At 57.1% G+C, this 25,714-nt stretch carries 16 protein-coding genes and 15 tRNA genes; 26 read left to right on the plus strand and 5 right to left on the minus strand.

Annotation, left to right across the window (positions count from 1 at the left end):
- Positions 1–431: 431 nt before the first annotated feature.
- From AB1L30_RS07060 to AB1L30_RS07145, 18 genes are all read left to right on the plus strand, one after another.
- A tRNA-Ile gene (locus AB1L30_RS07060) sits at positions 432–504 on the plus strand.
- A gap of 16 nt (positions 505–520) precedes the next feature.
- Positions 521–593 (plus strand) — tRNA-Lys (locus AB1L30_RS07065).
- A 34-nt stretch (positions 594–627) separates the two neighbouring features.
- Entirely contained in the window at positions 628–891 is a 264-nt protein-coding gene (locus tag AB1L30_RS07070) for a hypothetical protein (protein WP_367012732.1), read from the plus strand.
- Between the two features lie 62 nt (positions 892–953).
- Positions 954–1,025, plus strand: a tRNA-Thr gene (locus AB1L30_RS07075).
- A 36-nt stretch (positions 1,026–1,061) separates the two neighbouring features.
- Positions 1,062–1,132, plus strand: a tRNA-Gly gene (locus tag AB1L30_RS07080).
- 10 nt (positions 1,133–1,142) lie between these two features.
- Positions 1,143–1,217: transfer RNA gene (locus tag AB1L30_RS07085), tRNA-Pro, on the plus strand.
- A gap of 6 nt (positions 1,218–1,223) precedes the next feature.
- Positions 1,224–1,298: transfer RNA gene (locus AB1L30_RS07090), tRNA-Asn, on the plus strand.
- Positions 1,299–1,310: 12 nt separating this feature from the next.
- Positions 1,311–1,382: transfer RNA gene (locus AB1L30_RS07095), tRNA-Gly, on the plus strand.
- 37 nt (positions 1,383–1,419) lie between these two features.
- Positions 1,420–1,494: transfer RNA gene (locus AB1L30_RS07100), tRNA-Gln, on the plus strand.
- An 8-nt stretch (positions 1,495–1,502) separates the two neighbouring features.
- Positions 1,503–1,573: transfer RNA gene (locus tag AB1L30_RS07105), tRNA-Trp, on the plus strand.
- 18 nt (positions 1,574–1,591) lie between these two features.
- Positions 1,592–1,664 (plus strand) — tRNA-Val (locus AB1L30_RS07110).
- Positions 1,665–1,847: 183 nt separating this feature from the next.
- Positions 1,848–1,920 (plus strand) — tRNA-Asp (locus tag AB1L30_RS07115).
- 69 nt (positions 1,921–1,989) lie between these two features.
- Positions 1,990–2,064: transfer RNA gene (locus AB1L30_RS07120), tRNA-Leu, on the plus strand.
- Positions 2,065–2,176: 112 nt separating this feature from the next.
- On the plus strand, positions 2,177–2,689 hold the full coding sequence (locus tag AB1L30_RS07125) for a hypothetical protein (protein ID WP_367012733.1): 513 nt from the start codon (positions 2,177–2,179) through the stop codon (positions 2,687–2,689).
- A gap of 7 nt (positions 2,690–2,696) precedes the next feature.
- Positions 2,697–2,779 (plus strand) — tRNA-Leu (locus tag AB1L30_RS07130).
- Between the two features lie 23 nt (positions 2,780–2,802).
- Positions 2,803–3,450: an RNA ligase family protein gene (locus AB1L30_RS07135; protein ID WP_367012734.1), complete on the plus strand. Its 648-nt coding sequence runs from the start codon at positions 2,803–2,805 to the stop codon at positions 3,448–3,450.
- Between the two features lie 141 nt (positions 3,451–3,591).
- Positions 3,592–3,664 (plus strand) — tRNA-His (locus tag AB1L30_RS07140).
- A gap of 84 nt (positions 3,665–3,748) precedes the next feature.
- A tRNA-Arg gene (locus tag AB1L30_RS07145) sits at positions 3,749–3,820 on the plus strand.
- A gap of 32 nt (positions 3,821–3,852) precedes the next feature.
- Here the strand turns inward: AB1L30_RS07145 and AB1L30_RS07150 are convergent.
- Positions 3,853–5,655: a cytochrome c peroxidase gene (locus AB1L30_RS07150; RefSeq protein WP_367012735.1), complete on the minus strand. Its 1,803-nt coding sequence runs from the start codon at positions 5,653–5,655 to the stop codon at positions 3,853–3,855.
- Between the two features lie 241 nt (positions 5,656–5,896).
- Here AB1L30_RS07150 and AB1L30_RS07155 point away from each other — a divergent pair, with 241 nt between their 5' ends.
- Positions 5,897–6,463 (plus strand): hypothetical protein, encoded by a 567-nt coding sequence (locus AB1L30_RS07155; protein WP_367012736.1) that lies wholly within the window; start codon positions 5,897–5,899, stop codon positions 6,461–6,463.
- Between the two features lie 95 nt (positions 6,464–6,558).
- On the opposite strand, the gene AB1L30_RS07160 is transcribed toward AB1L30_RS07155, so the two are convergent.
- The 4 genes from AB1L30_RS07160 to AB1L30_RS07175 form a co-directional block, all read right to left on the minus strand.
- Entirely contained in the window at positions 6,559–7,992 is a 1,434-nt protein-coding gene (locus AB1L30_RS07160; RefSeq protein WP_367012737.1) for a DUF1501 domain-containing protein, read from the minus strand.
- 32 nt (positions 7,993–8,024) lie between these two features.
- Complete coding sequence (locus tag AB1L30_RS07165; RefSeq protein ID WP_367012738.1) at positions 8,025–10,439, minus strand: DUF1549 domain-containing protein; 2,415 nt, start codon at positions 10,437–10,439, stop codon at positions 8,025–8,027.
- Positions 10,440–10,570: 131 nt separating this feature from the next.
- Positions 10,571–12,028 carry a DUF1501 domain-containing protein gene (locus tag AB1L30_RS07170; protein ID WP_367012739.1) on the minus strand — a complete coding sequence of 486 codons (1,458 nt, stop codon included), beginning with the start codon at positions 12,026–12,028 and terminating at the stop codon, positions 10,571–10,573.
- Positions 12,029–12,045: 17 nt separating this feature from the next.
- Entirely contained in the window at positions 12,046–15,039 is a 2,994-nt protein-coding gene (locus AB1L30_RS07175) for a DUF1553 domain-containing protein (protein ID WP_367012741.1), read from the minus strand.
- 328 nt (positions 15,040–15,367) lie between these two features.
- Between AB1L30_RS07175 and AB1L30_RS07180 the strand changes: the two genes are divergently transcribed.
- From AB1L30_RS07180 to AB1L30_RS07210, 7 genes are all read left to right on the plus strand, one after another.
- Positions 15,368–15,895 (plus strand): sigma-70 family RNA polymerase sigma factor, encoded by a 528-nt coding sequence (locus AB1L30_RS07180; RefSeq protein WP_367012742.1) that lies wholly within the window; start codon positions 15,368–15,370, stop codon positions 15,893–15,895.
- The gene (locus AB1L30_RS07185; RefSeq protein WP_367012743.1) at positions 15,892–17,568 is read left to right on the plus strand and encodes a FecR domain-containing protein; all 1,677 of its coding nucleotides are present in this window, start codon (positions 15,892–15,894) and stop codon (positions 17,566–17,568) included. Before AB1L30_RS07180 ends, AB1L30_RS07185 begins: the two co-directional genes overlap by 4 nt.
- A 102-nt stretch (positions 17,569–17,670) precedes the next feature.
- Positions 17,671–18,606, plus strand: a complete 936-nt coding sequence (locus AB1L30_RS07190) for a DUF1559 domain-containing protein (protein ID WP_367012744.1) — start codon at positions 17,671–17,673, stop codon at positions 18,604–18,606.
- Between the two features lie 74 nt (positions 18,607–18,680).
- On the plus strand, positions 18,681–19,112 hold the full coding sequence (locus AB1L30_RS07195) for a hypothetical protein (RefSeq protein ID WP_367012745.1): 432 nt from the start codon (positions 18,681–18,683) through the stop codon (positions 19,110–19,112).
- Positions 19,113–19,171: 59 nt separating this feature from the next.
- Positions 19,172–22,906, plus strand: coding sequence for a DUF1553 domain-containing protein (locus AB1L30_RS07200; RefSeq protein ID WP_367012746.1), 3,735 nt, complete (start codon positions 19,172–19,174; stop codon positions 22,904–22,906).
- Between the two features lie 119 nt (positions 22,907–23,025).
- A complete protein-coding gene (locus AB1L30_RS07205) occupies positions 23,026–24,261 on the plus strand; it encodes a DUF1501 domain-containing protein (protein WP_367012798.1) in 1,236 nt (411 codons plus the stop codon).
- Between the two features lie 80 nt (positions 24,262–24,341).
- On the plus strand, positions 24,342–25,622 hold the full coding sequence (locus AB1L30_RS07210) for a GDSL-type esterase/lipase family protein (protein ID WP_367012748.1): 1,281 nt from the start codon (positions 24,342–24,344) through the stop codon (positions 25,620–25,622).
- Positions 25,623–25,714: the final 92 nt, after the last annotated feature.

The raw sequence follows: 25,714 nt of genomic DNA on the forward strand, positions 1-25,714 counted from the left end.
CAAGCGGATCAGAAATGGTCCGCTTCTTTTTTTGGCGAAATCTTATCTTTCCCGCGAACCATTCGCGGGCAGCTTCGTCTAAACCTGCAGACTTTTGATACCAACCTTCATTTGAAACGCTGAGTAAGTGCTTTCCATGTTGACCAAAAACAACATAGATCGAATCCAGAATCAAGGCGATTTGCGACCGTCCGGTAACGGGCAGTTCGTGTATCTCGCGTTTATTTTGCGCTTATGACCAGCGGTGAAAACCGATTGAGGCGAACAAGCCCGGTGTCATAAGTGACGCCGGGCTTTTTTTGTGCCTGGATCCAACGGTAGTCGAGGACTGGTCGTCCAAGTTTGACTGATACTCAAGCTGCGCTGAGTTCGATTCCCAGGGCTACCACTGCGACTAGTGCGTTTCCAATTGGCACGAGATTCACGAGAGACGGCGCGTAGCTCAGTGGTGAGAGCGGCGTCCTTATAAGACGTGAGTCGTGGGTTCAAACCCCACCGCGCCGACTGAAGACAATTTAACGGGACCGAGGTGTTAACGGCAGCATCCCTGGCTCTTAACCAGGCGGGTGAAGGTTCGAGTCCTTCCGATCCCACTTTCCAGCATTGTCACCTCAAGGAATCGAAGCCATGACGCTTTATTACCAACAATGTCGACTAGTCAAACAAACAAGTGCCACCACGAGGATCGAGCTCACGTCGTGGATCCCTGAGAAATACGCGCAGTTGAATAGCTACGTGAAGCTCAAGCAGCCCAATGGCTCGTTTGTCGATGGCTGGGAAGTGAAGTCGATCTCGTCCCAGAGGTTGCAGGAAAACGACCTGCCTGATGCGCATGCGATGATTAAAGGTCATAAGAAGGCGACAGGCGATGCCCTGCCCAAACGAGGTTAGTTCAACGGACTTTTGTCGGCCAGGCGCAGATGAATCATCGAACTGCGCCTGGCCACAAGCAAGCACTGGTCGTCCAGCGGCTAAGACACCGTATTCGTAATGCGGCTACGAGGGTTCGAATCCCTCCCGGTGCTCTTTCGATCTTTGAAAACTGAAAACCAAAACAACAAGCGCCCATGATGTAGCGGCAGCCTACTGCCTTGCCATGGCGGAAGTGTGGGTTCGACTCCCACTGGGCGCTCTTTCAAATTCAGGGTGTGGGAAAGCCTGGCTAATCCGCATGCTTCGGGTGCATGAGATCGCTGGTTCGAGTCCAGCCATCCTGACTGTTTTGTGGTGGGTCCTGTGTTGGTACGGGAAGGCGGCTGTTAACCGCTTTGTCGCAGGTTCGATTCCTGCCGCCGCAGCTTGTTGAACGTGTGCCCTTGGCCGAGCGGTTTAGGTGCCAGGCTTCCAACCTGGCGAGGTGGGTTCGATTCCCTCAGGGCACTCTGAAGTTCGATCGATGCGCATGCACGTCGAACGTTTTGCGAGGTAGACGCTGTTGGTAGTTTCGCCTGGCTCTGAACCAGGAAGCCGTTGGTTCGATTCCAACCCTCGCAGCTTACGATACGTCCTTGGTGTAACGGTAGCATGGCTGGCTCCAAACCAGCCGGTCAAGGTTCAAATCCTTGGGGGCGTGCTCGGAAAAGTAGATAACAGTCCTGTGGCCCAGCGGCAACGGCAACTCTCTTACAAAGAGTCGATCGGGGGTTCGAGTCCCTCCAGGACTACTGTGCTAGGGCGCTGATGGCATCGTGCCATCGCTATGCCCTCGCCAAGCTCAGAGCAGAGCTCCTCGCGGCTCCGAAAAGCGACGTGCGTCGGCTTTTCGACGTGCCATCCCTGGCACGTATTACCCGCGCTGCAGCTAGTACTTTGTTTCAACGTCACGACGCGAGGTACCGCATTAAGAAGTTCTCGTGGAGCAGCGGAGTGCTCGCCTGCTTGTCACGCAGGAGGTCGCCGGTTCGAATCCGGTCGGGAACGCTTGTTTGGTTTGTTGATCTGAAGGTTGTCCCGCGTGGCTGGACGAATTTCATTTCGGCAAACCAACATGGCACGCTACGCCAATAAGGCAGAGCGACCAGGCTCAAATCCTGGTGGATGGGGGTTCGAGTCCCTCGCGTGCTACTTCGAGGCGTGTCCCTCACAGATGCCTGTAAAGCACCCGTCGAAAAAAGTGAGGTGGCCGACGAGAGGTTCAAATCCTTCACGCCTCATCCATCCGTGGGAAGGAGGAAGTATGCCAAAGTTAAAAGGCAAACGCGGGTTTCGATTCATTAAAGAACTAGGCGGAGCCATTCGTCGCGAGACAATCAGTTTCGGCGCGGCGTGGCTGGTGCAGCAGCGACGGGTCGAGGGACGTACGCTCGACTATGGCTGCGGGTTCGGCCGTGATGCCGATCACTTCGGTTGGGAGGCATTCGATCCTTACTATCGACCTGTCATGCCGGAAGGAATGTTCAACACAATCGTCTGCAATCATGTCCTCAACATGCTAACGCAGGCCAGTCGGCTCGCTGCAATGGAGCAGATTCAACAGCGACTTGTTCCGAGAGGAAACGGCTGGCTGATCGTTCCGAGAAATATCCCGGCGACCGGCAAGCTAGGGCTTCGCAAACGGATTCAAAACTACGTGGTGCTCGATCTGCCTTCGGTCTATGTCGACGCCAAGTTAGAGATCTATCAGCTGACGCGGGATGCGAAGATTGCAGATCGAACGGACGAGATCGAACATCGGCTTAAAGGCCGGTAACCCATTTGGCCAAGTGGCGGAATTAGAAGACGCGCGACGCTTAGAACGTCGTGTCCATCGGGCGTGGGAGTGCAAGTCTCCCCTTGGCTACTTGATCGCAGGCAGCATGCAGCATGAACAGGAAATTGCACTATCCGAAGATTCGCGATTCGCGTGACTTTCCGCTGGGGCGCTGCATTGCCTTCGAGAAGTTGGACGGAACGAACTTACATTTCGTTTGGCAACGGACTTCCGGTTGGATCGCGCTGGGGACGCGTCGTGATCGTTTTACTTGGGATCACGCAGGTCGAGAAGCATTCGCGGCAGCCCATGGAAACGTTGCAGATGCCGCCGAATTGTTCGAGCAGCAATGGGCCGCTGAATTAGAGACCGTGTTCCAGCAGGACGAACGCTGCCAGTTATGGCAGTTGGTGGAAGTATTCGCCGAGTACTGCGGACCCAATTCGTTTGCTGGATTGCACAAACATGATGATCCCAAGCGATTGGTAATGTTCGATGTCGCAGTCGATGGCGAGATGCTCGGACCGTTTGAATTTATCGAACTGTTTCGCGAACTTCCGATTGCCCGCGTGGTCTTTCAAGGCAAGTTCAATGGTTCGTTTGCGGAACGAGTCCGTGAGGGAAAGCTGGACGTGATGGAAGGCGTCGTCTGCAAGACCGGTACACGCGGGAACGTGCAGATGGCCAAGATCAAAACCAATGCCTATCGCGACCGCTTGCAACAATCGTTCGGCGAACGATGGGAAGACCATTGGGAATAGCTCGATTCAACTGACGTGGGTGAGCCAGTGCTCATCCGGGCCTCATAAGCCTGGATCGTCGGGTGCGACCCCCGAACCCACTACTTTCATTGGTCAATGCGATCACGCCTGGTTGAGGTGAGATCGCGAGACCAACCTATGGTGACTGAAGTGTTCCTGGTAGGCACACCTGCCTGTGAAGCAGGAAGAGGGAGTTCGAATCTCCTCGGTCACCCTCATAACTCGGTAGTGTATCGGATCGCACGGAACTCTTCGAAAGTTCAAGGCCAGGTTCGATTCCTGGGCGAGTTACTCGATTGTCTTTGGAGTGTGGTGGATCGCACGCGAGCTTGCGAAGCTCGAAGATCAGGTTCGATTCCTGGCAAAGGCACTGCTTCAATGAGGGCGACTGGGACGGCGAGTTTAGAGTGTCTTCAGGTACTCAACCAAATCGGTAAGTTCGTCCTCTTTTAAAGGACGCGTGCCGGAGACTTCTTCGGGCGAGTGAAAGTCGACCAAAACATCTTCCAGGCTCTTCGCTCGACCATCGTGCAAAAATCGCACCTTGCGGTAGATGCCAACCAGCGAAGGCGTGTTGAAGCCTTCGTATTCATCTTCGTCCGAGCCCAAGCCGACATCGTGGATCTTGCCATCAGTTAGATAGGGGCCAGAGTGACAGGCCGCACAGTTGGCTTCGCTGCTTTCGAAAACGGCTTTGCCACGCTGGGCCGACTCGCTTAGTTGGCCTTCGGTGTCTCGGAACGGATTGGGTGGCGAACGATCGGTCTTCAGGTACGCCAGAATCGCTTCCTTTTCTGCTTCGCTGGCCTTCTCGCCTTGCATGGTTGTGGTGAACGATTTGTGCATTGCATCGTTCAGGTCGACCTGCCAACCATGCCAGGTCCATGGTCCAGTCTTATCGACATCGTACAGCGGTAACACTGTCTTCATGGTCAACGCGGAACCATCGTTCCAGGTATCCATCGCCTTCGAGTTCACGCCGCCGTTGTAATGGCACGAGTGGCAACTGTACCACTGATCAAGACTGCGCTGGGCATCGAAGAACAACGCTTCGCCGTGACGGATCTGGGTGACTTCGATCGCAGGTGCCAGCGGGATTTCCGCCAGCAGTTTACGCGATTCAATATCGACAACCTGCACCGCATCTTTCAAGTAGTTGGCAACGTAAACGGTTCGGCTGTCGTCCGCCATCGCCATACCCATTGGGCGACCACCGACGTCGATTCGGCCGAACATATCTTTGTCCATCATCAGCCGCGAATCGATGAAGTCGCCGGGCCCGCCGATGCCTTCCCAGGGAAGATCGGCCCGACGATAGACCAGTAACTCGTGCGTTCCCGATGCCGAAACCACCATTCGTTTGTGGTTTTCACTGATGACCATGCCATGCGGATCGGCGACGGCAGTTCCTGATTCGTCGAGAGTGATCGCTTCACGATACTCTGGGCCATCGAGACGAACCCGGGCAATCCGACTTCCCAGGACCCAGCCTTGGCGAATGTTAACGCGGCTGATCGGATTGCTGCGATAAACCATCCAGGGAAAGTAAACGTGCTGTCCGTCGGCCGAACATTGCAGGTGACCGATGTTGATGCCGCCAGAAAGTTTCTCGGCATAGGCGATCTCGCCAGAGGCAATATCGACGACGACAATCTTGCTTTCACCACTGCAGCCGACTGCCAGTTTCGAGCCATCCGGCGTGACGGTCAGATAGCGAGGCCAAGGTCCGACCGGAAACTTACGGATGACCTCGCCGGCTTCCAGATCGAGCTCGGCGACTTCGCCAGTCGCGACCAGCCCGGTGTAGGCTTTTTTGCCATCGGGAGAAATCGCCAGGCCATTTGGTTCAAAACCAACGTCAAACGTCTTCTTTTTTTCTAGCGAATTGCCGTCCACCTGAACGAGCGAGACCTGACCACTGTAAGAACAACTCACCAGGACGTGATCACCGTCGAGACAGATGGCCACCGCGGTGGGGTGTTTGCCGACGGCCAACTCGTCGAGCACTACCTGGCGGCGGGTGTCGACCAGGCTGATCGAGCCAGAGGTTTGATTCGCGACGACTAGCCATTCGCCGTTTTTTGCCAGGGCAACGTCGACGGGCGAGCGATATTGAGCCAACTCGGCCGGGGAAGCTTGGGCTAGCAACGGGACACTTGCGCAAATCAAGGCAAACGACAGGCAGATCAAACGCAGAGCATTCATTTATTTTTCGGCCTAAGCAGCGAGAACTGAAGCAAGTTTTCGGTGTTTGTTAGCAGCATAACAGAAACGCGGTTTCCTTTGGATAATCATACTCAAGACTTGTAGCTGGGGATGGGATTGCGGATACTGCATCTGATCTGGATGCCCAGTCCGGTACCGCCAAGGTGGAAGGACTCGGTCGTTGCGTCCCCTCCGTTACCTCCCCATTCTGTTCCCCTCGGTTTGTTCCAGGAGTTCTCTGATGAAGCTTTTGACGATGATGCTCACCGCGGTCGCTTTGGTTGCCGGTTCCTCGCTTTGCATGGCGGAAGAAACCAAGAGCGGTCTGCAAACGGGTGAAATGATTGGCGCGTTCTACGTGACCAAACTGGCCGGTGCCTCGGAAGATGGCGTCGATGTTGGTAAGAATCTCTGCTACCGCTGCAAGAACGGTGGTCGTCCGCAGGTGATCGTGTTTACCCGCACCGGCGACAAGCAGGTGGTCGATCTGGTCCAGCAGTTGGACAAGGCCATCGCCGCTAACGAAGACAAGCAGTTGCGTTCGTTCGTGAACTATCTCGGCGACGAAAAGGCTTCGGCCAAGGCTGACGCTGAAAAGCTGGCCAAGACCGTCACTGCCGACAACGTGCCAATCGTTCTGCCAAACGAATTTGAAAACGGCCCAGAAAACTACGGCATCAATCCCAAGGCCGAAGTCACCATCATCCTGGCCAAGGGTGGTGAAGTGAAGGCGAACTTCGCCGCTACTTCGGCTAAGGACCTGAAGGTCGACGCCGTCATCGCTGGTCTGGAAAAGATCTTGAACTAGTTTCACGATCCCGACTCGCATCAATATTAAAAGAGCCGCCTGGCAACATGTCAGGCGGCTCTTTTTTTGTTCGCTTCCAGCAAAACTTGTCGCGACTATGCAAAGATCTCGCTGACCGCTTTGCCTTTGCCATCTTCGGTCGCATAGAACGGACGACGTTCGATGTCGTAAACCGTCTTCGGGCTGATACCCATCGCGGTGAAAATGGTCGCGTGCAGGTCCATCACCGATACCGGGTTCTCGACCGCGACGAATGGTCGCTGCTCGGCCGTCTTGCCGTAAAGGTGACCCTTCTTCACGCCGCCGCCCCACATCGCCACGCACGAGCCACCGGTGAAGTGGCGGTGCTGCCCGTAGTGCTTCATCTCTTTGAAGACTTCGACCTTCTCGGTCGCCTGGTCGAAGGCATTCGAGCCTGGCTTGCCTTCCATGATCATGTCGCGGCTGAATTCGCTGGCGAGAATCACAAGCGTGCGATCGAGCAGGCCGCGGCTTTCCAAGTCGCGAATCAACTGAGCGACCGGCAAGTCGATCTCTTTCTTCATCCGCTGAAGGGTCGTGTTGCCATTCGCATGCGTGTCCCAGTTCAAAAACGGAACGTACTCGGTGGTGACTTCCACGAAGCGAGCCCCATTTTCAACCAACCGGCGGGCGAGCAAGCAGCCTCGGCCGAAGCGGCCGGTGTCGTATTTCTCGTACGATTCTTTTGGTTCCAGAGAGATGTCGAACGCCTCACGCTCTTTCGCGCTGAGCAGCCGATAGGCGTTGTCCATCGAACGGAGCAGCGACTCGCGCTGGAAGTCTCCCAGGAACTCACGCTGCGGCGACTGATCGATCAGCTTGCGGAATAGCTTGTTGCGATTGGCAAACCGGTCTGACTTCATTCCTTCCGGCGGACGAACCGACTGAGCCGCTTGTTCCGGGTAAGGCAAGTTCATTGGGCCGAACTCGCTGCCGAAGAAGCCTGCCGTGGTGAAGGCCTTTAGTTCCTCTTGTTCGCCGACACCTTCCAGACGTTGCCCGATGTTGATGAAGGCAGGCATCACCGGGTTTTGCGGGCCAAGCACTTTGGCCATCCACGCCCCGATGTGAGGGCAGGCCACTGTTTGCGGTGGAACGTAGCCGGTGTGCCAGTGGTACTGATGTCGCGAGTGAAGAATGCTGCCGAGGTCGGGCAGGACGTGCGAGCGAATGAGCGTCGCGCGATCCATGACCTGGGCGATGTTCTCCATCCCTTCCGAGATCTTGATGTTGTCGACGTTCGTATCGATTGCCGGGAAGGTGCTTTCAACCGCCGAGACCGGCGTGCCTACCTCGAAAGGAACGTACTTCTTCGGATCGAACGTGTCCGGGGCAGCCATGCCGCCTGCCATCCACAGCAGAATGCACGCGTCCGCCTTCGGGGCAGGGTGGTCGATCGGTTCCCCCTCGTTGGCTTCAACAAGTTGGGGCGCACCTGCCATCATCGTCGCGGCAGAGGCGGCGGCCATCTGCTTTAAGAACTGACGTCGAATCGCTGGATGATCCATGGATAAACTCCGTCGGGCAAGGCCCGCAGGGACTAATGAACGAGTTGAAATTCTGGCAACATGAAGACCGCCCACAGGACATCTTCAATTGCCTCGGTCGACATCTCATCACCCAGCGACTGGCTGAGTGTCGTCAACTCGGCTTCGGTCGGGTTTCGACTCAACGTGAACTGATACAGCCAGGTAACCATCGCTTCAGGCGACTCCCACGACTGCTGCTGAAGTTGCTCGGCTCCTTGGTGCAGCATGCTGGCCAAGGTCTCGCCATTGGAAAGATCGATCGCTTCGAGCGTTGTCAGTTCCAAAGGACGAACGCTGACAACCTGATCCCGGTTCGGTCGCCCTAGTGACCGCATCAGGAAGTCGCTCTTCAGCAGAGAGGCCCGCACCATCATCTGCGAGCCATCGACTCCTTGAGCGAGTAGCTGCGTAAACTGAGGCTGAATCCGACTCATCCAGACCTGCTGCGATTTCACGACCTCGGCGGGTTGCCAATCTTCAGGAGGCTTGGTGAACTTGCCCGACTTCGCAGGGATTTCAGACGTCCATTGCCAGGTGGCATCCGAGGCCAAGACCTGCGCCGGAGCATCTCCCGAGCTAAGGTGTGCCTCGAAGAAGAGGCCGGCCGGATTCGGTCCGCTACCACCATTCTTCGCGACGATCAGGATTTCGTTAACCCCTTGCTTCAGCGAAGTCAGTGGAATCAGGTTCGGTTCTTCCCAGTTGTCGCCCGCTTTCAGTTGTTTGCCATTCACGTACAGCGTGTACGAGTTGTCGCACGTTACTACCGCGTAAGCGGCCGTGATCGGCTCGGCGATCTCCCACTCCTTGCGAAGCGAGATCGTTTCGCCGGCGGCCGCATTCGAGGCATCAGTTCGACTCCAGATCCAGGAACCAGTAACGGCCAATGCATCCGCTTGCTTGGCGATTGGTTTGCCTCGCACCACTGGGGCGTCGAACTTACTTGGCGCGGTGCCGGTAACTTGCCACACACAGTCAATGAACTGTTCCGCTGTCATTCGCTTCGAGCGGGGACCGGCGTACTCGTAGCCATCGTCGTCCTTGCCTTCGGTGACGCGTTCCGCTTCGCTTTGATAGGCCTGCGACGTGGCAATCAGTTCGAGAGTCTTCTTCAGATCGTAGTGGTTGTCGACCAGATGCTCGGCGAGGAAGTCGAGCAGGTCGTCATTCCACGGCGGGCTTTGCATCGAATCGGTCGGATGCACAATCCCGTGTCCCATCATGCGATGCCACAAGCGATTGACAATCGTGCGAGTGAATCGGCCGTTCTCGCGATGCGTCATCAAGGCGGCAAGCTGCTTCAAGCGTTCCGGCTTGGCGGCGTTCGGATCGATCTGACCCAGTTCCGGAAACAGCCAGGCAGCCTCGGCCATCTTGCCGATCGGCTTATCGCAGCGATGTAGTTCCAGCGGACGTTCCGCGTAGATGGCAGCCAGCCCGTACGAATCTTTCAGCTTCCAGCGATCGATGAAGCTGTCGTGGCACGAGGCACATTTCAGATTGATGCCAAGGAACGATTGCCCCATATTCTGGGCAAATTGGATCTCAACGGTCTGCCCGGCACTTACTTCACCACGCCACTTGATGCCACCAGCAAACCCCGAACTGTCTGGCGTCGGTGGGGCGATCAGCTCTTGCGTGAACTGATCGTACGGCATGTTGGTCACGAGTGCGTTGTACAGCCACTTCGAGATCTGCGAACGCCCACCGGTGATGAAACCGGTTCCGGCGTAATCGTTGCGGAGCAAATCGTTCCAGAAGCTGAGCCAATGTTCGGCATAGTCGACGTCACGTTCCAGCAGGTTGCGAACGAGCTGGGCGCGCTTGTCAGGGTTGGCATCGCTGAGGAACTGACTCCGCTGCTCTGGCGTCGGCAGCAGTCCGATCAAATCGAGATAGGCTCGCCGCAAAAATGCTTCGTCGTTGAGGGTTGCGATCGGGGCTTGGCCTTCAGTCGCCAGTTGAGCGTCCAGGATGCGATCGATCGGATTGGTGCGGCCAGCAACGGCCGGGGGGAGTTCCGGGCGACGAGGCTTCAGCGGCGGCTCGTAGATGGGCTCGCCGAAGGTAAAGCCCGGTTCCCAGGCCACGCCGCCTGCGATCCATTTCTTTAGCAGCGTAATCTGTTCTTCGTTGAGTCCGTCCCCTTCGGGCGGCATCCGCGTGAATTCATCGTCGGTGATCACGCGTGCCAACAGTTCGCCTTGATCGGTCTTGCCAGAAACGACGGCAACGCCCGATTCGCCCCCGGCCAGGACCGTCTCGCGGGTATTCAGCGAGAAACCACCTTCCTTCTGGTTGCCGCTATGGCACTTGCCACATTGCTGCTTCAGAAGGGGCACGATCTGATGAGCAAAGTCGATTTCTTCGGCTTGAAGTGCCGAGCCAAGAGCGATTGCGAGAACGATCGCGAGTCGTGAAATCATAAGATCAGATGCAGAAAAATGGAGGCGGGAAAAACCTCAGTATATATCCGTATGCCCGATATGCAAATTGGAATATTGCCGCGTTAAGTAATCTCATGGCAGGTGAAAAGATTCTCAGTCTGGGGGAACAGTTACGCGAGCAGTTCGCGAATGACGTGACCATGAACATCGGTCAGTCGGCGATCGATTCCATTGTGCCGCACGGTCAACTTTTCGTGATTAATTCCCAGCAGATGCAGCATTGTGGCGTGGATGTCGTAGACCTGAGTTGGATGATCGCGATCGAGCGGCTTGTATCCCCACTGATCCGACTGCCCGTGGGTGACGCCTGGTTTGATGCCGCCGCCGCAAAGCCAATTGGTGAAGACATACGGATTATGGTCGCGGCCGACATTGCCTTGCGTGGAAGGCATTCGGCCGAACTCGGTCGTCCAGAGGATAATCGTATCGTCGAGCAGCCCGCGCTGTTTCAGGTCTTGGATCAGAGCCGCCGTGCCGACCGCCATGCCGGTGGCCAGAGGACCATGATCGCGCCGAATGTCTTCGTGGCTGTCCCAATTGCGGCGAGGGAAGCCGTTGTCGTTACCAGACCAGATTTGAATGAAGCGAACGCCACGTTCGATGAGCCGTCGCGCGATCAGGCACTTGCGTCCGAAGTACTCGATCTCTTCCGGAGCGTTGATCTCGGCCGGATATTCGGATCCCATCCGATCGAGACCATACATTTTTAGAATGTGCTGCGGTTCGTCCGAGATATCGAGAGCCTGGGGAGCACTCAACTGCATCTTGGCGGCCAGCTCGTAACTGCGGATGCGTGCTTCCAGACGCGAGTCGCCGGGACGCTGCGACTGATATTGGCCGTTGATCCGCTCGAGCAGTCGCATGCTGGCGGCATCACCTGCCTTGGTGGTGAACGACGAACTTGGCATCAGGTCTTCAATTGGGTTGGCTCGCTGCGGAAAGATCGCCGTTCCTTGCGTGCTGGCCGGCAGGAAGGCACTGCTCCAGTTTTTTGGACCGTTACTCGCGAAGCCGCGATGGTCTGGCAGAACAACGAACGCTGGCAAGTTGTCGTTCAAACTTCCCAGCCCGTAACTGATCCAGGCCCCCATGCCAGGATAGCCTGGCGTATCAAAACCGGTCGCTTGCAGGTACGTGGCTTGCGAATGCACGCCGCTTTTGCCAACCATATTGTGGACAAAGGCCATGTCGTCGACACATGCGCCCAGCGGGGCGACCACGTCGCTTAGCATCTTGCCCGACTTGCCGTAGGGGCGAAACGGAAACGGAGATCTCATCCAGGGACCGAGGCCGTTCTGGAACGCTTCGACATGCTCGCCGAAGTCTGATTCTTCGCCGTGATGCTTATCGAGAAACGGCTTGTGATCGAACATGTCGATCGGGCTCGCCGCACCACTCATGAAGAGCTGAATGACTCGCTTCGCCTTTGGGGGATGATGGGGCGAGGCAAGCACACCTGACTGACCAGATGCCGCGTCGGCATCCTCTTGCATGAGCAACGATGACAACGCCAAGGTACCAAAGCCCCAGGCATTCTGCTGCAAGAATTCACGTCGTGAAGGGAACATTCGCAGTCCTGAGGTGCTTAGTCGAGGTAGACGAATTCGCTTTGGTTGAACCAGACGCGACACAAATTAACGAGCCCGTGCTGTTCGGCGAAGCCAGTGAATAGTTCCACTTCGTGCGGCGTCGCCGATCGGCCCAGCGTAAGCTGAATGCCACGTTCGATCTGCCGCGGAAGGGTGTCGGCCTCTTGCTGCAGTCGCGCGGCGAATGCCTCGGACATGGCCAACTGGAACGGATTGTTGAGCATCGAAAGGGCCTGCAGCGCCGTCAGTGTCTCGCTTCGCTTCGGCGTGCTTTGCGAGGAGTCGGCACAGTCGAGCGTCGTCATGTAGGGATCGGGCTGCGACCGAACCACGAACCGATAAATACTGCGGCGATGCGAAGCAGGGTCACGCGGGTCGAACTTGTGATACTCGTAGTGCGGCGAGTGGGCTTCCTTTTCGAGCTCAAAAAGAAAGTATCCTGGGCCACCCATCTGCAGGTTCAAGCGTCCGCTGACGGCCAGGATCGCATCACGGATCTCTTCCGCTTCGAGCCGGCGACGATTCATCCGCCAATAAAACTGGTTGCCACCATCGATCGCGGCGAACTCTTGCTGGTGGTCCGACCGCTGGCGATAGACGCTGCTGTTGACGATTAGTCGATGCAGGTGCTTCATCGACTCGCCATTGTCACGAAACTCAATCGCCAACCAGTCGAGCAATTCCGGGTGCGTAGGCAGTTGCCCCATGCGCCCGAAATCGTTCGGCGAACCGACAATCGGCTGATCGAAATGATGCTGCCAGATTCGATTGACGATACTTCGCCAGGTCAGGGGATGTTCAGGATTGGTAATCCAACGGGCTAGTTGAGCCCGGCGTGCTGCTTCAGGATGGCCATCTGCCAAATCGAACGGTGCCGTGTCGTCGCCTGCTAGTGGCAATGCCCCTGGAATGGCTTCTTCGCGCGGATAAGTCACGTTGCCGCGATGCAAAACGTGAACCGTGCGCGGGGTGCCTTCGGTTGGCTGAAAACTTCCCTGTGGCTTGAAATGAGTTGCCGCTGCATAAACCATCTTGCCGGTCGGAAGTGATTTCAGCTTCGCTTCGGTCTGCTGAAGTTGCTGCTGGAGGGTCTGTCGACGTGTCGTTCGTTCTGGCGTGTTGATCTGGCTTTCGATGCGAGCCAATTCCTGTTGGACCTCTCCGATCGCTCGGGCTGGCGACGTTTCAAAAGGCTGTGGCCAGCGTCCATCGGTCAAGTTCGCCCGCCCCCAACGAATCGGGGCCTCGATCGAATCCAAGGCAGTCACTTCCGCGCCGGCTGCCAGGTTGCCGCCATTCGCGTCGAGTAGTTCAACTTCGGATAGTGCGAAGATAAAGTCGTTCTGCCGCGGAGCAAGCTTCGTTGCCGTGATGCGAATGAACCGGGCCGTGACCTCGGTGTTTACTTCATAGGTTGCCAGCAGCGGATTGGGATAGTCGCGACTCGTTTCATCTGCCAGCGTTGTGGCGTTGGTCATCGCGGGGTCGGAGGAGGCTTCGACTTTGAAGCGAACCGGAAAGCCGAAACCAGGACCGATGCCGGCGTAGTCGTCGTAGCAGGGATGAAGCACCACACGAGCCAACTCGACCGGTGCCCCCAGGTCAATCTGCACCCACTTGGCCTGATCCGCGTTCGCTTCGATCCGGCTATGGTAACCATGCTCGGCGACCGGTCTCTTCGGGCGATGCTGTGCTTGGAGTGATTTCAATTCAGCTTGAAGCTCTCGCAGACGCAGTCCGCCGGCGGTTTCCATTTCCCGATCGAGCGAAGCCAACTGCTGCAGAGCGTGTTGTTTGTGCTCGGCGAGTTCGAGCCGTTGTTGTTCGATCGCAGGATCGAGGTCGTATGCTCGTTCGGCTCGGTCGACGGCGGCGAAGACTGCTTGCAGTCCGTAGTAATGTTGCTGGGTATAAGGATCAAACTTGTGATCGTGGCAACGGGCACATTGGATTGTGACGCTGCAGAAGGTGTTCATCGTGTTCGAGACCATTTCGTCACGATCGAGATTTCGGGCCATCTTGCCATCGATCTTGGTCGCCGGGACTTCGACGTGGCCGATAAAGTCCCACGGGCCTGCGGCGATGAACCCCAGGCCGAGGATGCCATCGGCTTCGCCAGGATAGAGCGTGTCGCCAGCGATCTGTTCCTGGACGAATCGCGTGTAGGGTTTATCTTCGTTGAACGAGCGAATCACGTAGTCGCGATATGGCCAGGCATTGCGCCGCAGCTTGTCTTTATCGTATCCGCAAGTATCGGCGTACTTCACCACATCCAGCCAATGCCGGGCCCAGCGTTCGCCATAGTGAGGCGACTCCAAGAGATATTCGACAAGCTCCGCGTACGCTTCGTCGTCGCTTTCCAGCTTGGTCGTCCAATGACGCATCTCGTCGGGCGTTGGCGGCAGGCCGATCAAATCGAAGTAAAGTCGCCGGACCAGCGTGCGTGCGTCGGCCTCGGCAGAGAGCTGAAGGCCATGTTCCTGCTGCTTGGCGATGATGAAGGCATCGATTGGAGTGCGAACCTTCGCGGCAAGCTCGCCGGGAATCGCTGGCACTTCCGGACGCTTCAGCGGCTGGCGAGACCACCAGGTATCGTTCGCCTTCAAAGCGACCCCGTCCGGCCAATCGGCACCAGTAGCGATCCAGCGGCGGATCGTTTCGACTTCCTCTTTGCTTAATGGCGTGCCCCCTTTCGGCATCTCCGGTTCGTCGCCGCTGATGTAATCGAGCAGGACGCTGGCATCGGGTTGTCGCGGGACGATTGCCTCGCCGCTTTCGCCGCCAGCGAATGCCGCTTGGGCACTTGCCAGCGATAGCCCACCCTCTTGCTTCTTCGGGTTGTGGCAACGGACGCAGTGGTTCGACAGGATCGCTCCGACCGAGTTCTCAAACGTTTCGGCAGGCAAGGGTTCGGCAGAGGCAATCGAACCGACCAACGCACACGCGAGCCAGCAAACTGCGGACAGCCATCGTGGAGAAGAGATCGACATAAGGAGGGCTCGTCAGGGAAGCTGGGGCGACTTCGATGTCGCGGAAGCAGACGAGTGCTGCTGCGTCCAAGTTTGCCATGACGGGTAGGTCGAGAGCAAGAAAAAAAATAGGTAGGCATTCTGTCGGGGGAGAAGCCGCCGAAGGGAGCGTTCCGCTGCACTAAGAAGGAGAATCTAAGGCGTAGGGAGGAGGAAACCGAAATAGGCCCACCTCTGGGGACATTTTTGAGGAGCCGCGCCGCCGAGAGTTTTCGTTTTTTTCTAAAATTACAACGAGAATTGAATGAATTGAGGATGAATCGCATTGAACGACCCCAATCGGTGACCTGTGAAAATATCCCCTCAGAATGAGCAGTTTGTTCGGCTGTACGCCCGCGACGAAGGGCGGCTGCGGCGCTATGTCGCGTCGTTGGTCCCTTCGACAGCCGACGTGGATGATGTGTTGCAAGAGACAGCTATCGCGTTGATGCGCAAGTTCGAGCAATACGACGACGAGCAACCCTTCTTTAACTGGGCGTGCCGCTTTGCACTGTACGAAGTGTTACAGCATCGCAAGCGATCGAACACGCGTCGTCGCCATTTCTCGGATGAAGTGGTGGAAGCGATCGCCGCAGAGTATCAGCAGCATCAGCAGCAATCGGAAGAACGCAAGAAGGCCCTGGCCGATTGCCTGCACAAGTTGGATTCGCAAGATCGTCGGCTCGTAGAGCTACGATATTTCAGCGAAGAAACGATCGACAGTCTCGCCCAGCGAATCGGCGAACCTGCCGCGAAGTTGTATCGCTCGCTGGCACGGATTCGCTATGCGTTGGCTTTGTGCGTCCGTGAGACGATCGCTGCGGAGGCCACCTCATGAGCACGCCGATGGATCCCAAGCAGGCCCGCGAACTTTGCGATCTGATTTCGACTTTGGTCGAAGGTTCGATTACTGACGAACAGTTCGCCCGGCTCGATCGGTGGCTGAAGGAAGACGCAGAAGCACGTCAGATTTACCTCGACTATTTGCAGTTGCATGGCGACCTGGGTGAGTTCGCGTATATCACCTGCGAACCAGAACCGATCCAGCCCGTCGAGAAGCTGCCCCAACTTCCGGTCCATGTCCCGGTGGAGGAAAGCAGACGCCTGCCAGAGTGGATGATCTCGCTCTCGGTCGCGCTGCTTCTGCCGTTGGCTGTCGTCGTCGGCATGATGTTGCCGCGCGGTGGCGATCCGCTGATCAGTCCCACGTCGCCAATCGCGGCCAATAGTGGCGTGACCTATCAGGTCTTTTTCGCGAACGTCGCGCATGCCAAGTTTTACGGACAGCTACCCCCGGCGATTCGTTCGCAGTTGGTTCCCTTGAAGGACTACGTGCTGCTGGAAGGAATGGTCGAACTCGAGTTCCCTCGGGGGGCTTCCACCATTATCGAAGGCCCAGCGGTCTTTCGGGTCGAATCGGATCAAAGGCTTTCGCTCGACGTCGGACGTTGTAGCGTGCATGCCCCTGCGGGAGCCGAAGGGTTCGAAATCGCCACGCCGGAGATCAACGTGGTGGATCGCGGGACGCGCTTCTCGGTGAACGTCCTGGAAGGCAACATCACCGATGTTCAGGTGATCGAAGGGGCCGCCGACGTTTATCGTAAACCAACTAAGGATACGACAACCACGTTGGAGCCGCAGTTCGAGCGACGCTTGAACCCGGAAGATGCCCTGCGGTTCTCGCAATCGAATCGAGCGAACCCACAGCCGTTGCCATTCGAGGCCAGCCAATACCAACGGCAACTGCCAGATCGAATCGTTTCGTACGACGGGACAACCGATGCCAAAGGTCAGGTCGATGAACTGCTGAGTATCTCGATGCAGCGGGGCGGCAAGACGACCACAATTTCGATCGAAGACTTGATCCTATCGCGAGTGACCTGGTACCAGGCCCAAGAGAACGTTGGCTATTTGATTGGCGGTAAAGAACTGCCAGAGCTACGGGCCGACTTTGCGTCCGATCGTAGTTTGCGGACTGGTCTGATCAACATGGGTGGCAGCCCTGAACCTTTGGCTTCCGACCCGAAGATGACGATCGATGTCGACGCGAACGACTTCGGCACACCAGGCATGGCGGTGATGTTCGATCGCCCGGTCCGCAACGGACCTGGGGCCGACATTGTGTTCTTCGAGATTCAAACCTATTCCAATCCGATCGAAGGGGACGCGTTTCACGTCAGCCCTTTGAAGTTCACCGAGGGTCTGCGTTCGCACACGATCACCCAGTACGACTTGACGATGGAATCGCCCGAAGCGTTGTGCGTGCAACCGACCTGGTTGTATCGCAGCGATCAGGCCCCCAAGTCATTGGAACAACTGGAGCAGTTGCCTTTCGATTCCGTCGAACAGTCGACCCGTTTTGACGCGATCGCGGTTGGTATCGATTTGTCTGATCTTGGCTACCCCGAAGGAGCATTGGTCGAAGGCCTGTTCTTTCAAGACGCCATGGACAACGAAGACGCGGTCGACCCGGTGTTCATTGCCGGTTTACCTGACGAGCCCAGCTCATAAGACTCCTCCGAGAATCCTAACGGAATGTGGCCAGCTTTCCGCAGTGGCACGTTCCGAATCCCGACTATTCCTCCTTATCCCTCATTCGCAGGAATCCTTTCTATGAAATCGCACTTCGTTTCGCCTCGGCGACGTGGATTCACGCTCGTCGAATTGTTGGTCGTCATCGCCATCATCGGTATCTTGATCGCGCTCCTCTTGCCGGCTGTGCAGCAAGCCCGAGAAGCGGCTCGCCGCATGCAGTGCTCGAACAATCTAAAGCAGATGGGCCTGGCGTGTCACAACTATATGGACACCCACCAAGGTTATCTGCCGCCAGGATCGATGTATGTATTGCAGTCAGGCCAGTGGGACTCACACGGCTGGGCCGTGGCGATTCTGCCTTACATCGAACAGAACGCGTTGTACGACGGTTACGACTTCTCGCAGGGACCGCAAGCCACCGTTCATCAGAACATCCGCCGAACGGTCGTGTCTGGATACATTTGCCCGAGCTTCCCAGGTGCCTCGAAGAACTCGTCCGGCAGTGCGTTTTCGGATGGTGCTTTGCTCACCTACCAAGGCGTGGCCGGCGTTTACTACAACAACTCGACGCTCGATCGCAACCTGCCCGGCAACGCAGGCCACGGCATGATCACCTCGAACGGTGTCTTTCGTCTGAACGGTCCGCGTCGTGCGGCCGAGCTGACTGACGGCATGAGCAACACCGTCATGATCGGCGACTATAATCACGCCGACCGAACCGGCGTGAACAGCGGCTACCCGGGCAACGTTCGCGTCTGGATCATGGGCACGACCGATGTCGCCAAGGGGGCTCTCTACAACATGAAGATCATCTACGAAGACACGATCAATTCGCGTCGCGATCGTAACGATGGTGTGGCGTTCAATCACTTGCCTTTCGGTAGTCAGCATCCTGGCGGAGCGAATTTTGTCGCCGCCGACGGAAGTGCCCACTTCATTCCGGAAACGATCAACTTCGACGTCTACCGTGCGATCGGCACGATCAACGGTAGCGAAGCCTTGTCGATTCCATAAGAACATCCCACCTCCCATTCCTTGTCCTGACATTATCTCGTGGCGGAACGGTCGCCACGAGTTCGGAGTGAATCATGCGTAGCCTATCCCTTGGTCTGTTGTTTGTGGCAGTCTTGATGCTGCCCGGCTGTGGCAGTAGTGGCTCTTTGGAAACAGCACCGGTAACCGGCGTCGTGAACTACAACGGTCAACCGCTGAAGTTTGGTACGGTCAGCTTTCGACCTGCGGCTGGTTCGCCTGCGACCGGCACGATTCAAAGCGATGGCACCTTCACCTTGTCGACCTACGGCAATGGCGATGGCGCGATCATCGGAATGAACGAAGTCTTGGTGACCGCGACCGATCGCGATGCGGGCACGGCTGGTGAAGTGGCCGAGAATACGGAGATGACTGCCCCGAAGATGCTGATTCCGCAGAGGTACACCAGCTTCTCGACCAGCGAACTGTCGGCCGATGTAGTGGCTGGCAAGACGAATACCTTCACGTTCAATCTAATGGACAAATAAGTCCTTCTTCCCGCCTCGACTTTCCCACCTAACTTGCTTCCCGAATGGAAATCTTACCCATGACGTTCCTTCAGAGAATCTCGCTTGGATGTCTCGCCGGCATCTCGACCGTGTTTCCTCTTACCGTCGGCATGGTTCATAGCGAAGAACCGATCGCCTCTTGGGAATTTGGTACCGAAGAACAGTCCCCGCTCAAGTCGGTGGGAGGCGTTCATCGCGATGTCCCTGGTCCGCGTCCGCCTGCTTATCCCGACTTTGCCGAGAACAACACGGCAGTCGACTTCGATGGTAGCGGAGCTCGCTTCACCTTTGCCGATCTGGGACCTGAGAGCCCGTTCGACTTCACCAACGGTGACGAGATCACGCTCGAAGCGTGGGTCGATGTTCGCGATCTGAAGGAAGGGGAGAATACCTACGTCATTGGCAAGGGACGTACCGGCCGGGCCGGCTTCATGCCCAACAATCAAAACTGGGCACTACGAATGCGCCGCGTGAATGGGATGGCCTGCGTCAGCTTCCTGTTTTCGACGCCTCCGAACGGCGATGGCAAAGACCCTTGGCATCGATACACCTCGACGACTGGCTTCATCCCGAACAGCGAGTGGCATCATGTTGCCGCAACCTATCGGTTTGGTGATCCGAAGAGCGTAGCGACGTGGATCGATGGTCAGAAGGTGCCTGGTAAGTGGGATATGGGGGGTGCCACCGAAAAGGCCCCAGTCGTGGACGACGACGAAGTCTGGATTGGCTCTTCAATGGGTGGTGCTGCTTCGACGAGCTTCCGCGGAGGCCTCGACTCGATCGCCATTCATCGCCAGGTTCTCGACGACGCCACGCTGAAGAAGCGTTATCGACGCGTCGGCGAGGCGGTCGTGATTGGCCCGGCACCAGAAACGATGCCAGAGCTTGGCAAGTTGCCTGCCGATCAGGTCGCCGTTTCGTTCTTCGAAGACTTCCCGGCCCACGATCGTTGGTTGATGTCGAACGAAAGCTGGCCGGAAGCTGCCCAGACCTGGAATGGCGAGGCCTTCCTGCTGAATCATCTTCCCCAGCGATACGACGCATGGGGTATTCGCGATAGCTGGAAAGCTCCGGTCGTCGTGCGGATGGCTTCCGACGTGCAGCTTTCGCCAGGCAACCACACGCTGCTGATGCGTGCCCGCGGCCTGGCTCGCGTGTGGGTCGATGGTCAGTTGGTTGCTTCGACGAAACCTCTTTCCGGTTCGCCTGATGGGGAAGAGCCGATCACGCCGGTCTCCGAGCCCCCAGCACCGGGGCATCGTCCGAAGTGGCATCGCTGTCAGGAGGTGACGGGCGACTTTCAGGTAAAAACGATTGGCCCGGTCCGTGTTGTCGTCGAAGCGATGGCAGGCGGAAAACGCTTTCGTGTCGATCCAGGCGAACTGACTATCGCAGTCAGTAGCGACGAAGGGAAGACCTTCCAGGTGCTGCGTCCGGCAGCATTGGCTGGCGATCCGTTGCCATTGACCAACGTAGCGGTTGAAGCGGAACTTCGCCGTGTGAAAACCTCGCTGGAACAACTCAATCGCCAGAAGCGTCACGCGGCGGCGAAGGGGCAAGATGCTTATTGGCAGAAACGTCACGAAGCCGGCCAGGCCTGGCTGGCAGAGCATCCAGCACCAGAAGTTCCGACTCCAAAGACCCAAGTTGAAAGCCCCGTCGATGCGTTTATCGTCGCCCGTATCGAAGAAGTAAAGGCTTCGCAAGGGCAGGGGGGCACGACCGATGTCAGCTACTTCCATAAAGAAGTGCTGCCGATTTTGAAGTCGGAGTGCATTCGCTGCCATGGCGAGAAAGACAAAGGAGGCCTCGCGCTGAACTCGCGTGAATTGGCCATGCTAGGTGGCTTCTCCGGTGAGCCCGCGATCACTCCTGGCGATCCGCATGCCAGCGAGATGATCGCACGTATGCGAAGCGAATCGGCCGAAGAACGCATGCCACCGACAGGCAAGCCGCTACCAGAAAAGAAGATTCAGATCCTCGAAAAGTGGATCACCGACGGAGCAATCTGGCCAGAGGTTCAATTGACCGAAGCCCAGACCGAACGCTCAGCCATCGTCGACGACACAACCTTCCTGCGTCGTGCTTATCTTGATACGGTCGGTGTTCCGCCAACTGCGGAAGAAGTTCAGAAGTTCCTCAGTGATTCGTCGCCGGACAAGCGTTCGCAGTGGATCGATCGCCTGCTGGACGATCCTCGCTGGGCCGATCATTGGGTCAGCTATTGGCAAGATCTGCTGGCGGAAAACCCGACGATGATCAACGCGACGTTGAACGCAACGGGACCATTTCGCTGGTTTCTTTACGATTCGCTTCGCGACGACAAATCGCTCGATCGCATGGTGACGGAACTGATCATGTTGCGAGGCAGCTCGGCCGACGGTGGTAGTGCCGGCTTCGGTCAGGCCGCCCAGAACGACTCGCCGTTTGCCGCCAAGGGGCATGTGGTTGCCAGTGCGTTCCTTGGTTTGGAAATGCAATGTGCTCGATGCCATGACTCGCCCTACCATTCGACGACGCAAAAGGACCTGTACTCGCTGGCCGCGATGTTCTCGCGGAAATCAGTGACGGTTCCGAAGTCGAGTACCGTTCCGCCAGGCTTCTTTGAAAGCAAGCAGCGTGAGTCGTTGATTCAGGTAACGTTGAAGCCGGGCGAGAGCGTCACGCCGACTTGGCCATTCGCCAAAGTCACCGGGGCGGCCGACGACCAAGCACTTCAGTCGTTGATGCAGAACGGTTCTGATTCTCGCGAGAAGCTGGCAACACTGATCACCGCGCCGCAGAACGAACGCTTCGCGAAGGTGATGGCGAATCGCATCTGGCGCCGACTGATCGGAGCTGGGATTGTCGAACCTCCACACGACTGGGAAGGCAACTTGCCGAGCCATCCGGAACTGTTGGAATGGTTGGCGAAGGAACTAGTGGCCAGCAACTACGACGTGAAGCATTTGACCCGTGTGATTATGAACTCGGAGCTATACCAGCAAGAGGCGATCGGTCACAACCTAGATGCCGAACCAGGACAGCGATTGTTCAACGCTCCGGAACGTCGTCGCATGACAGCCGAGCAGATCGTCGATTCGTTCTACGAGGCAGCCGGTTGCCAGATGGATGTCGAGCAAATGACGCTCGACCCAGATGGTCGCCGCGCGGCGAGCAGTCGTAACACGTTCGGCACGCCTTATCGCAGTTGGATGTTCGTCAGTCTTTCCAACGAACGAGATCGACCAAGTCTGACGTTCCCGCACGCGGCGATGGTGACCGAAGTGCTAACTGCCTTTGGCTGGTCGGCTGATCGTCAGGCGCCGAAGACCGATCGCGAAACCGATCCGAATATTCGTCAGCCCGCCGTGATGGCCAACAGCAATCTGGCAATCACCTTGACGAAGGCGGCTTATCAATCAGAACTGGCCGACTTGGCCGTGAACGCAAAGTCGCCTGACCAGTTGACAGATACGATCTACCTGCGTTTTTTGAGTCGCTATCCGACCGACGACGAGCGTCAACTGTTTCACGATCGTCTAGCGGAAGGCTTCGATAGTCGTTTGCTGCCGAAAGATCAGGTGAAAACGCCAGAGCCGCTGCCGCGTCTGCCGCAAGTGACCTGGTCGAATCACCTTCGATCGGAAGCCAATACGATTCAGCAGCAACATGCCGACCGTGTTCGTCAGGGACCACCTGCCGATCCACGGCTCGAGCCGAAGTGGCGAACTCGCTACGAAGATTTTGTTTGGAGCGTGGCGAACCTGCGCGAGTTTGTGTGGATGCCTTAGTTCGCTAAGCCATCTGCCGCATCGTTTCATTTCAAGCCAAAACGCAAAGCACAGGATCGAATCCTATGAATCCAAATCATTCCTTAAATCGACGTAACTTCCTTGCCGGCAGCGCCGCGATGGCCGGCATGGCGGCCACACCACTGTTTGCGGAATCGAACGCTCCACTGATCCAAGGTCAGGCCGAGCATGTCATCTCCATTTGGTTGGGCGGTGGCATGGGGCAGATCGATACCTTCGATCCGAAACGGAAAGGGGACCCCGCCAAGAAGGTCGCTGGCTCGTACTACGATTCGATCCCGACGGCAGTCGACGGGGTTCAGGTCTGCGAGTTCTTGCCGAAGATGGCCGGCATCATGGACCGTGTCACGGCCGTGCGAACGGTCCATCATTCGGTGATTGATGAACACGCCGCTGCCACCAACTGGATGCATGTCGGTCGCCCGGTGAGTGGTACCGTCGTCTACCCTTCGTTGGGATCGATCATCGCTCACGAACGAGGCGCCGCTTCCGAGTCCGCGCCTCCTTACGTGTTAATCGGTTACCCGAACAGCTCGCGCGGCCCAGGCTTTCTCGGGGCTCAGCACAGTTATCTTTATCTCACCGAAACAGGTCGTGGCCCCGCTGGGCTTTCGCGACCCGATGCGATCTTGCCAGAGCGTCAGGCTCGTCGCGATCAGTATCTGACCGAGCTGCGTGCTGTCCAGCCGGAAGCACACGACAAGCGTCTGGCAGATTACGAAGCAGCCGCTCGTTTGAGTATGCGACTGAGCGGGCCAGATTTCATGCGAAGCTTCGAGCTCGACAACGAGCCTGCGGAACTGCGTGAGGCTTACGGCGGTGAGTTCGGTCAGCGATGTTTGCTTTCGCGACGTTTGGTGGAACGAGGCGTTCGTTTCATCGAGGTTTCGCACAACTTGAACTTCCTGAACGGTGCTGGCTGGGATGTCCACAATCGCGGCATCCTCGATCAGCACAAGCTGATTGCCGAGATGGACGACGCTGTATCGGCGTTGATCTTGGACCTGGAAGCGAAGAAGCTGCTCGACAAGACGCTGGTCGTCATTACGACCGAGTTCGGTCGGCCTCCGCAGTTCGATGGTGGCGGCGGCCGTGGTCACCAGGGCTCGGCCTTTACGTGCGTGCTGGCCGGCGGCGGCTTGAAGCACTGTGGTGCCTATGGCGAAACGAACGAGTTGTCGCAGAAGATTGTTTCCAGCCCGGTGTCGGTGCCTGACTTCTTTGCGACGATCCATGCATCGCTGGGGATCGACTACACGAAGTCGCTGTACGACGGCGACCGTCCAGTTCCGGTGACCGATGGTGGGCAACCGATCGCCGCTTTGTTCGGTTAAAAGAGGCGGATCTCGAATTCGTCTCGATCCGCGATTAAACTAGGGGCTCCACATTCCTACCTGTTTCGATGGAGCCCCCCATGAATCTTGCCCGCGTATTTCTTTCCCTCTCTCTGTGTGCCTTGCTGGCCACGACGGCACTGGCCGAACCGACGTTCGAGACCGTGCCGGCCCAATTGGTCAAGCCTCGCGAAGGCTTGAGTAACGTCTTAAAGAAGCTGGAAGAAGGCAAGACGGTCCGGGTCGCGTACCTGGGCGGTTCGATCACCGCGGCCAATGGCTGGCGCGTGAAGACGACTAAATGGCTGCAAGAGAAATACCCTAACGCCAAGATCGAAGAGATCCATGCCGCGATTGGCGGTACCGGCAGCGACCTGGGCGTGTTCCGCTTGGAACGTGACGCGTTGGTTCACAAGCCAGACCTTTTGTTCGTCGAGTTCGCCGTGAACGACGGTGGTGCTCCTCCGGAACGCATTTGGAAGGCGATGGAAGGGATCGTTCGCCAGACCTGGGCATTGAACCCTGAAACCGACATCTGCTTTGTCTACACCTTCCGCGTTAACTACGAAGAACCACTGCGCAAAGGGGAATGTCCGCGTGCCGCTTCGGCGATGGAGATGTTGGCCGATCACTACGGGATTCCTTCGGTCAACTTCGCTTTGAAGGTGGTCGAGCTGGAATCTGATGGCAAGCTGACCTTCCAGTCGGATAAGCCGGAAGAAGGAAAGATTCACTTTTCGTCCGACGGCGTCCATCCGCTGGATGCTGGTCACGAGATCTACACCGAAGTCCTCGGCAAGGCGATCGAGCAGATGGCTGCCAACCGTCAGCCGGTCGATCATCAAGCCAAGATGGCTACGCCGTTCGTCGCCGACAACTGGCAGGCCGCCAAGATGGTTCCGCTGAACGACAGCATGCTGACGGGCAACTGGAAGCCGCTGGCCGAAGATGCCTCGCTGCAGCGTGCGTTCGGCAAGCGAATGGGCCAGATCTATGAAGGTAGCGAGCCTGGCAGCAAGATCACCTTCAAGTTCAAAGGTTCGACCGCCAAGATCTATGACCTGCTCGGTCCCGACGGAGGCCAGGTGCTGGTCACCGTCGATGGTAAGCCACACGGCAAGCCGATTCCTCGGTTCGACAGCTATTGCACCTATCATCGGATCGCCACGCTGGGTCTGGCCGATGGGCTCGATCCTAACGAAGTGCATACGGTCACGATCGAAATTCATCCTGACCAGCCAGATCGTCAGCCGGTTGCCTTCCGCTTGAAGGACCCGGAAGTCGAACTGAAGGCTCCGAAGTATCAGGGCACGAATGTGCGTGCCAGCCAGATCCTAGTCCTGGGGGACATCGTTCCTTAAGGTTCGCTTCCGGCGACAATTGATGACTGAATAAAAAGAGGCCTCGCGAACTGAATCGCGAGGCCTCTTGGTTTATCAAGTTGACCGTTGGC

Origin of the sequence: Bremerella sp. JC817 (genome assembly GCF_040718835.1) — a bacterium.
Taxonomy (GTDB): domain Bacteria; phylum Planctomycetota; class Planctomycetia; order Pirellulales; family Pirellulaceae; genus Bremerella.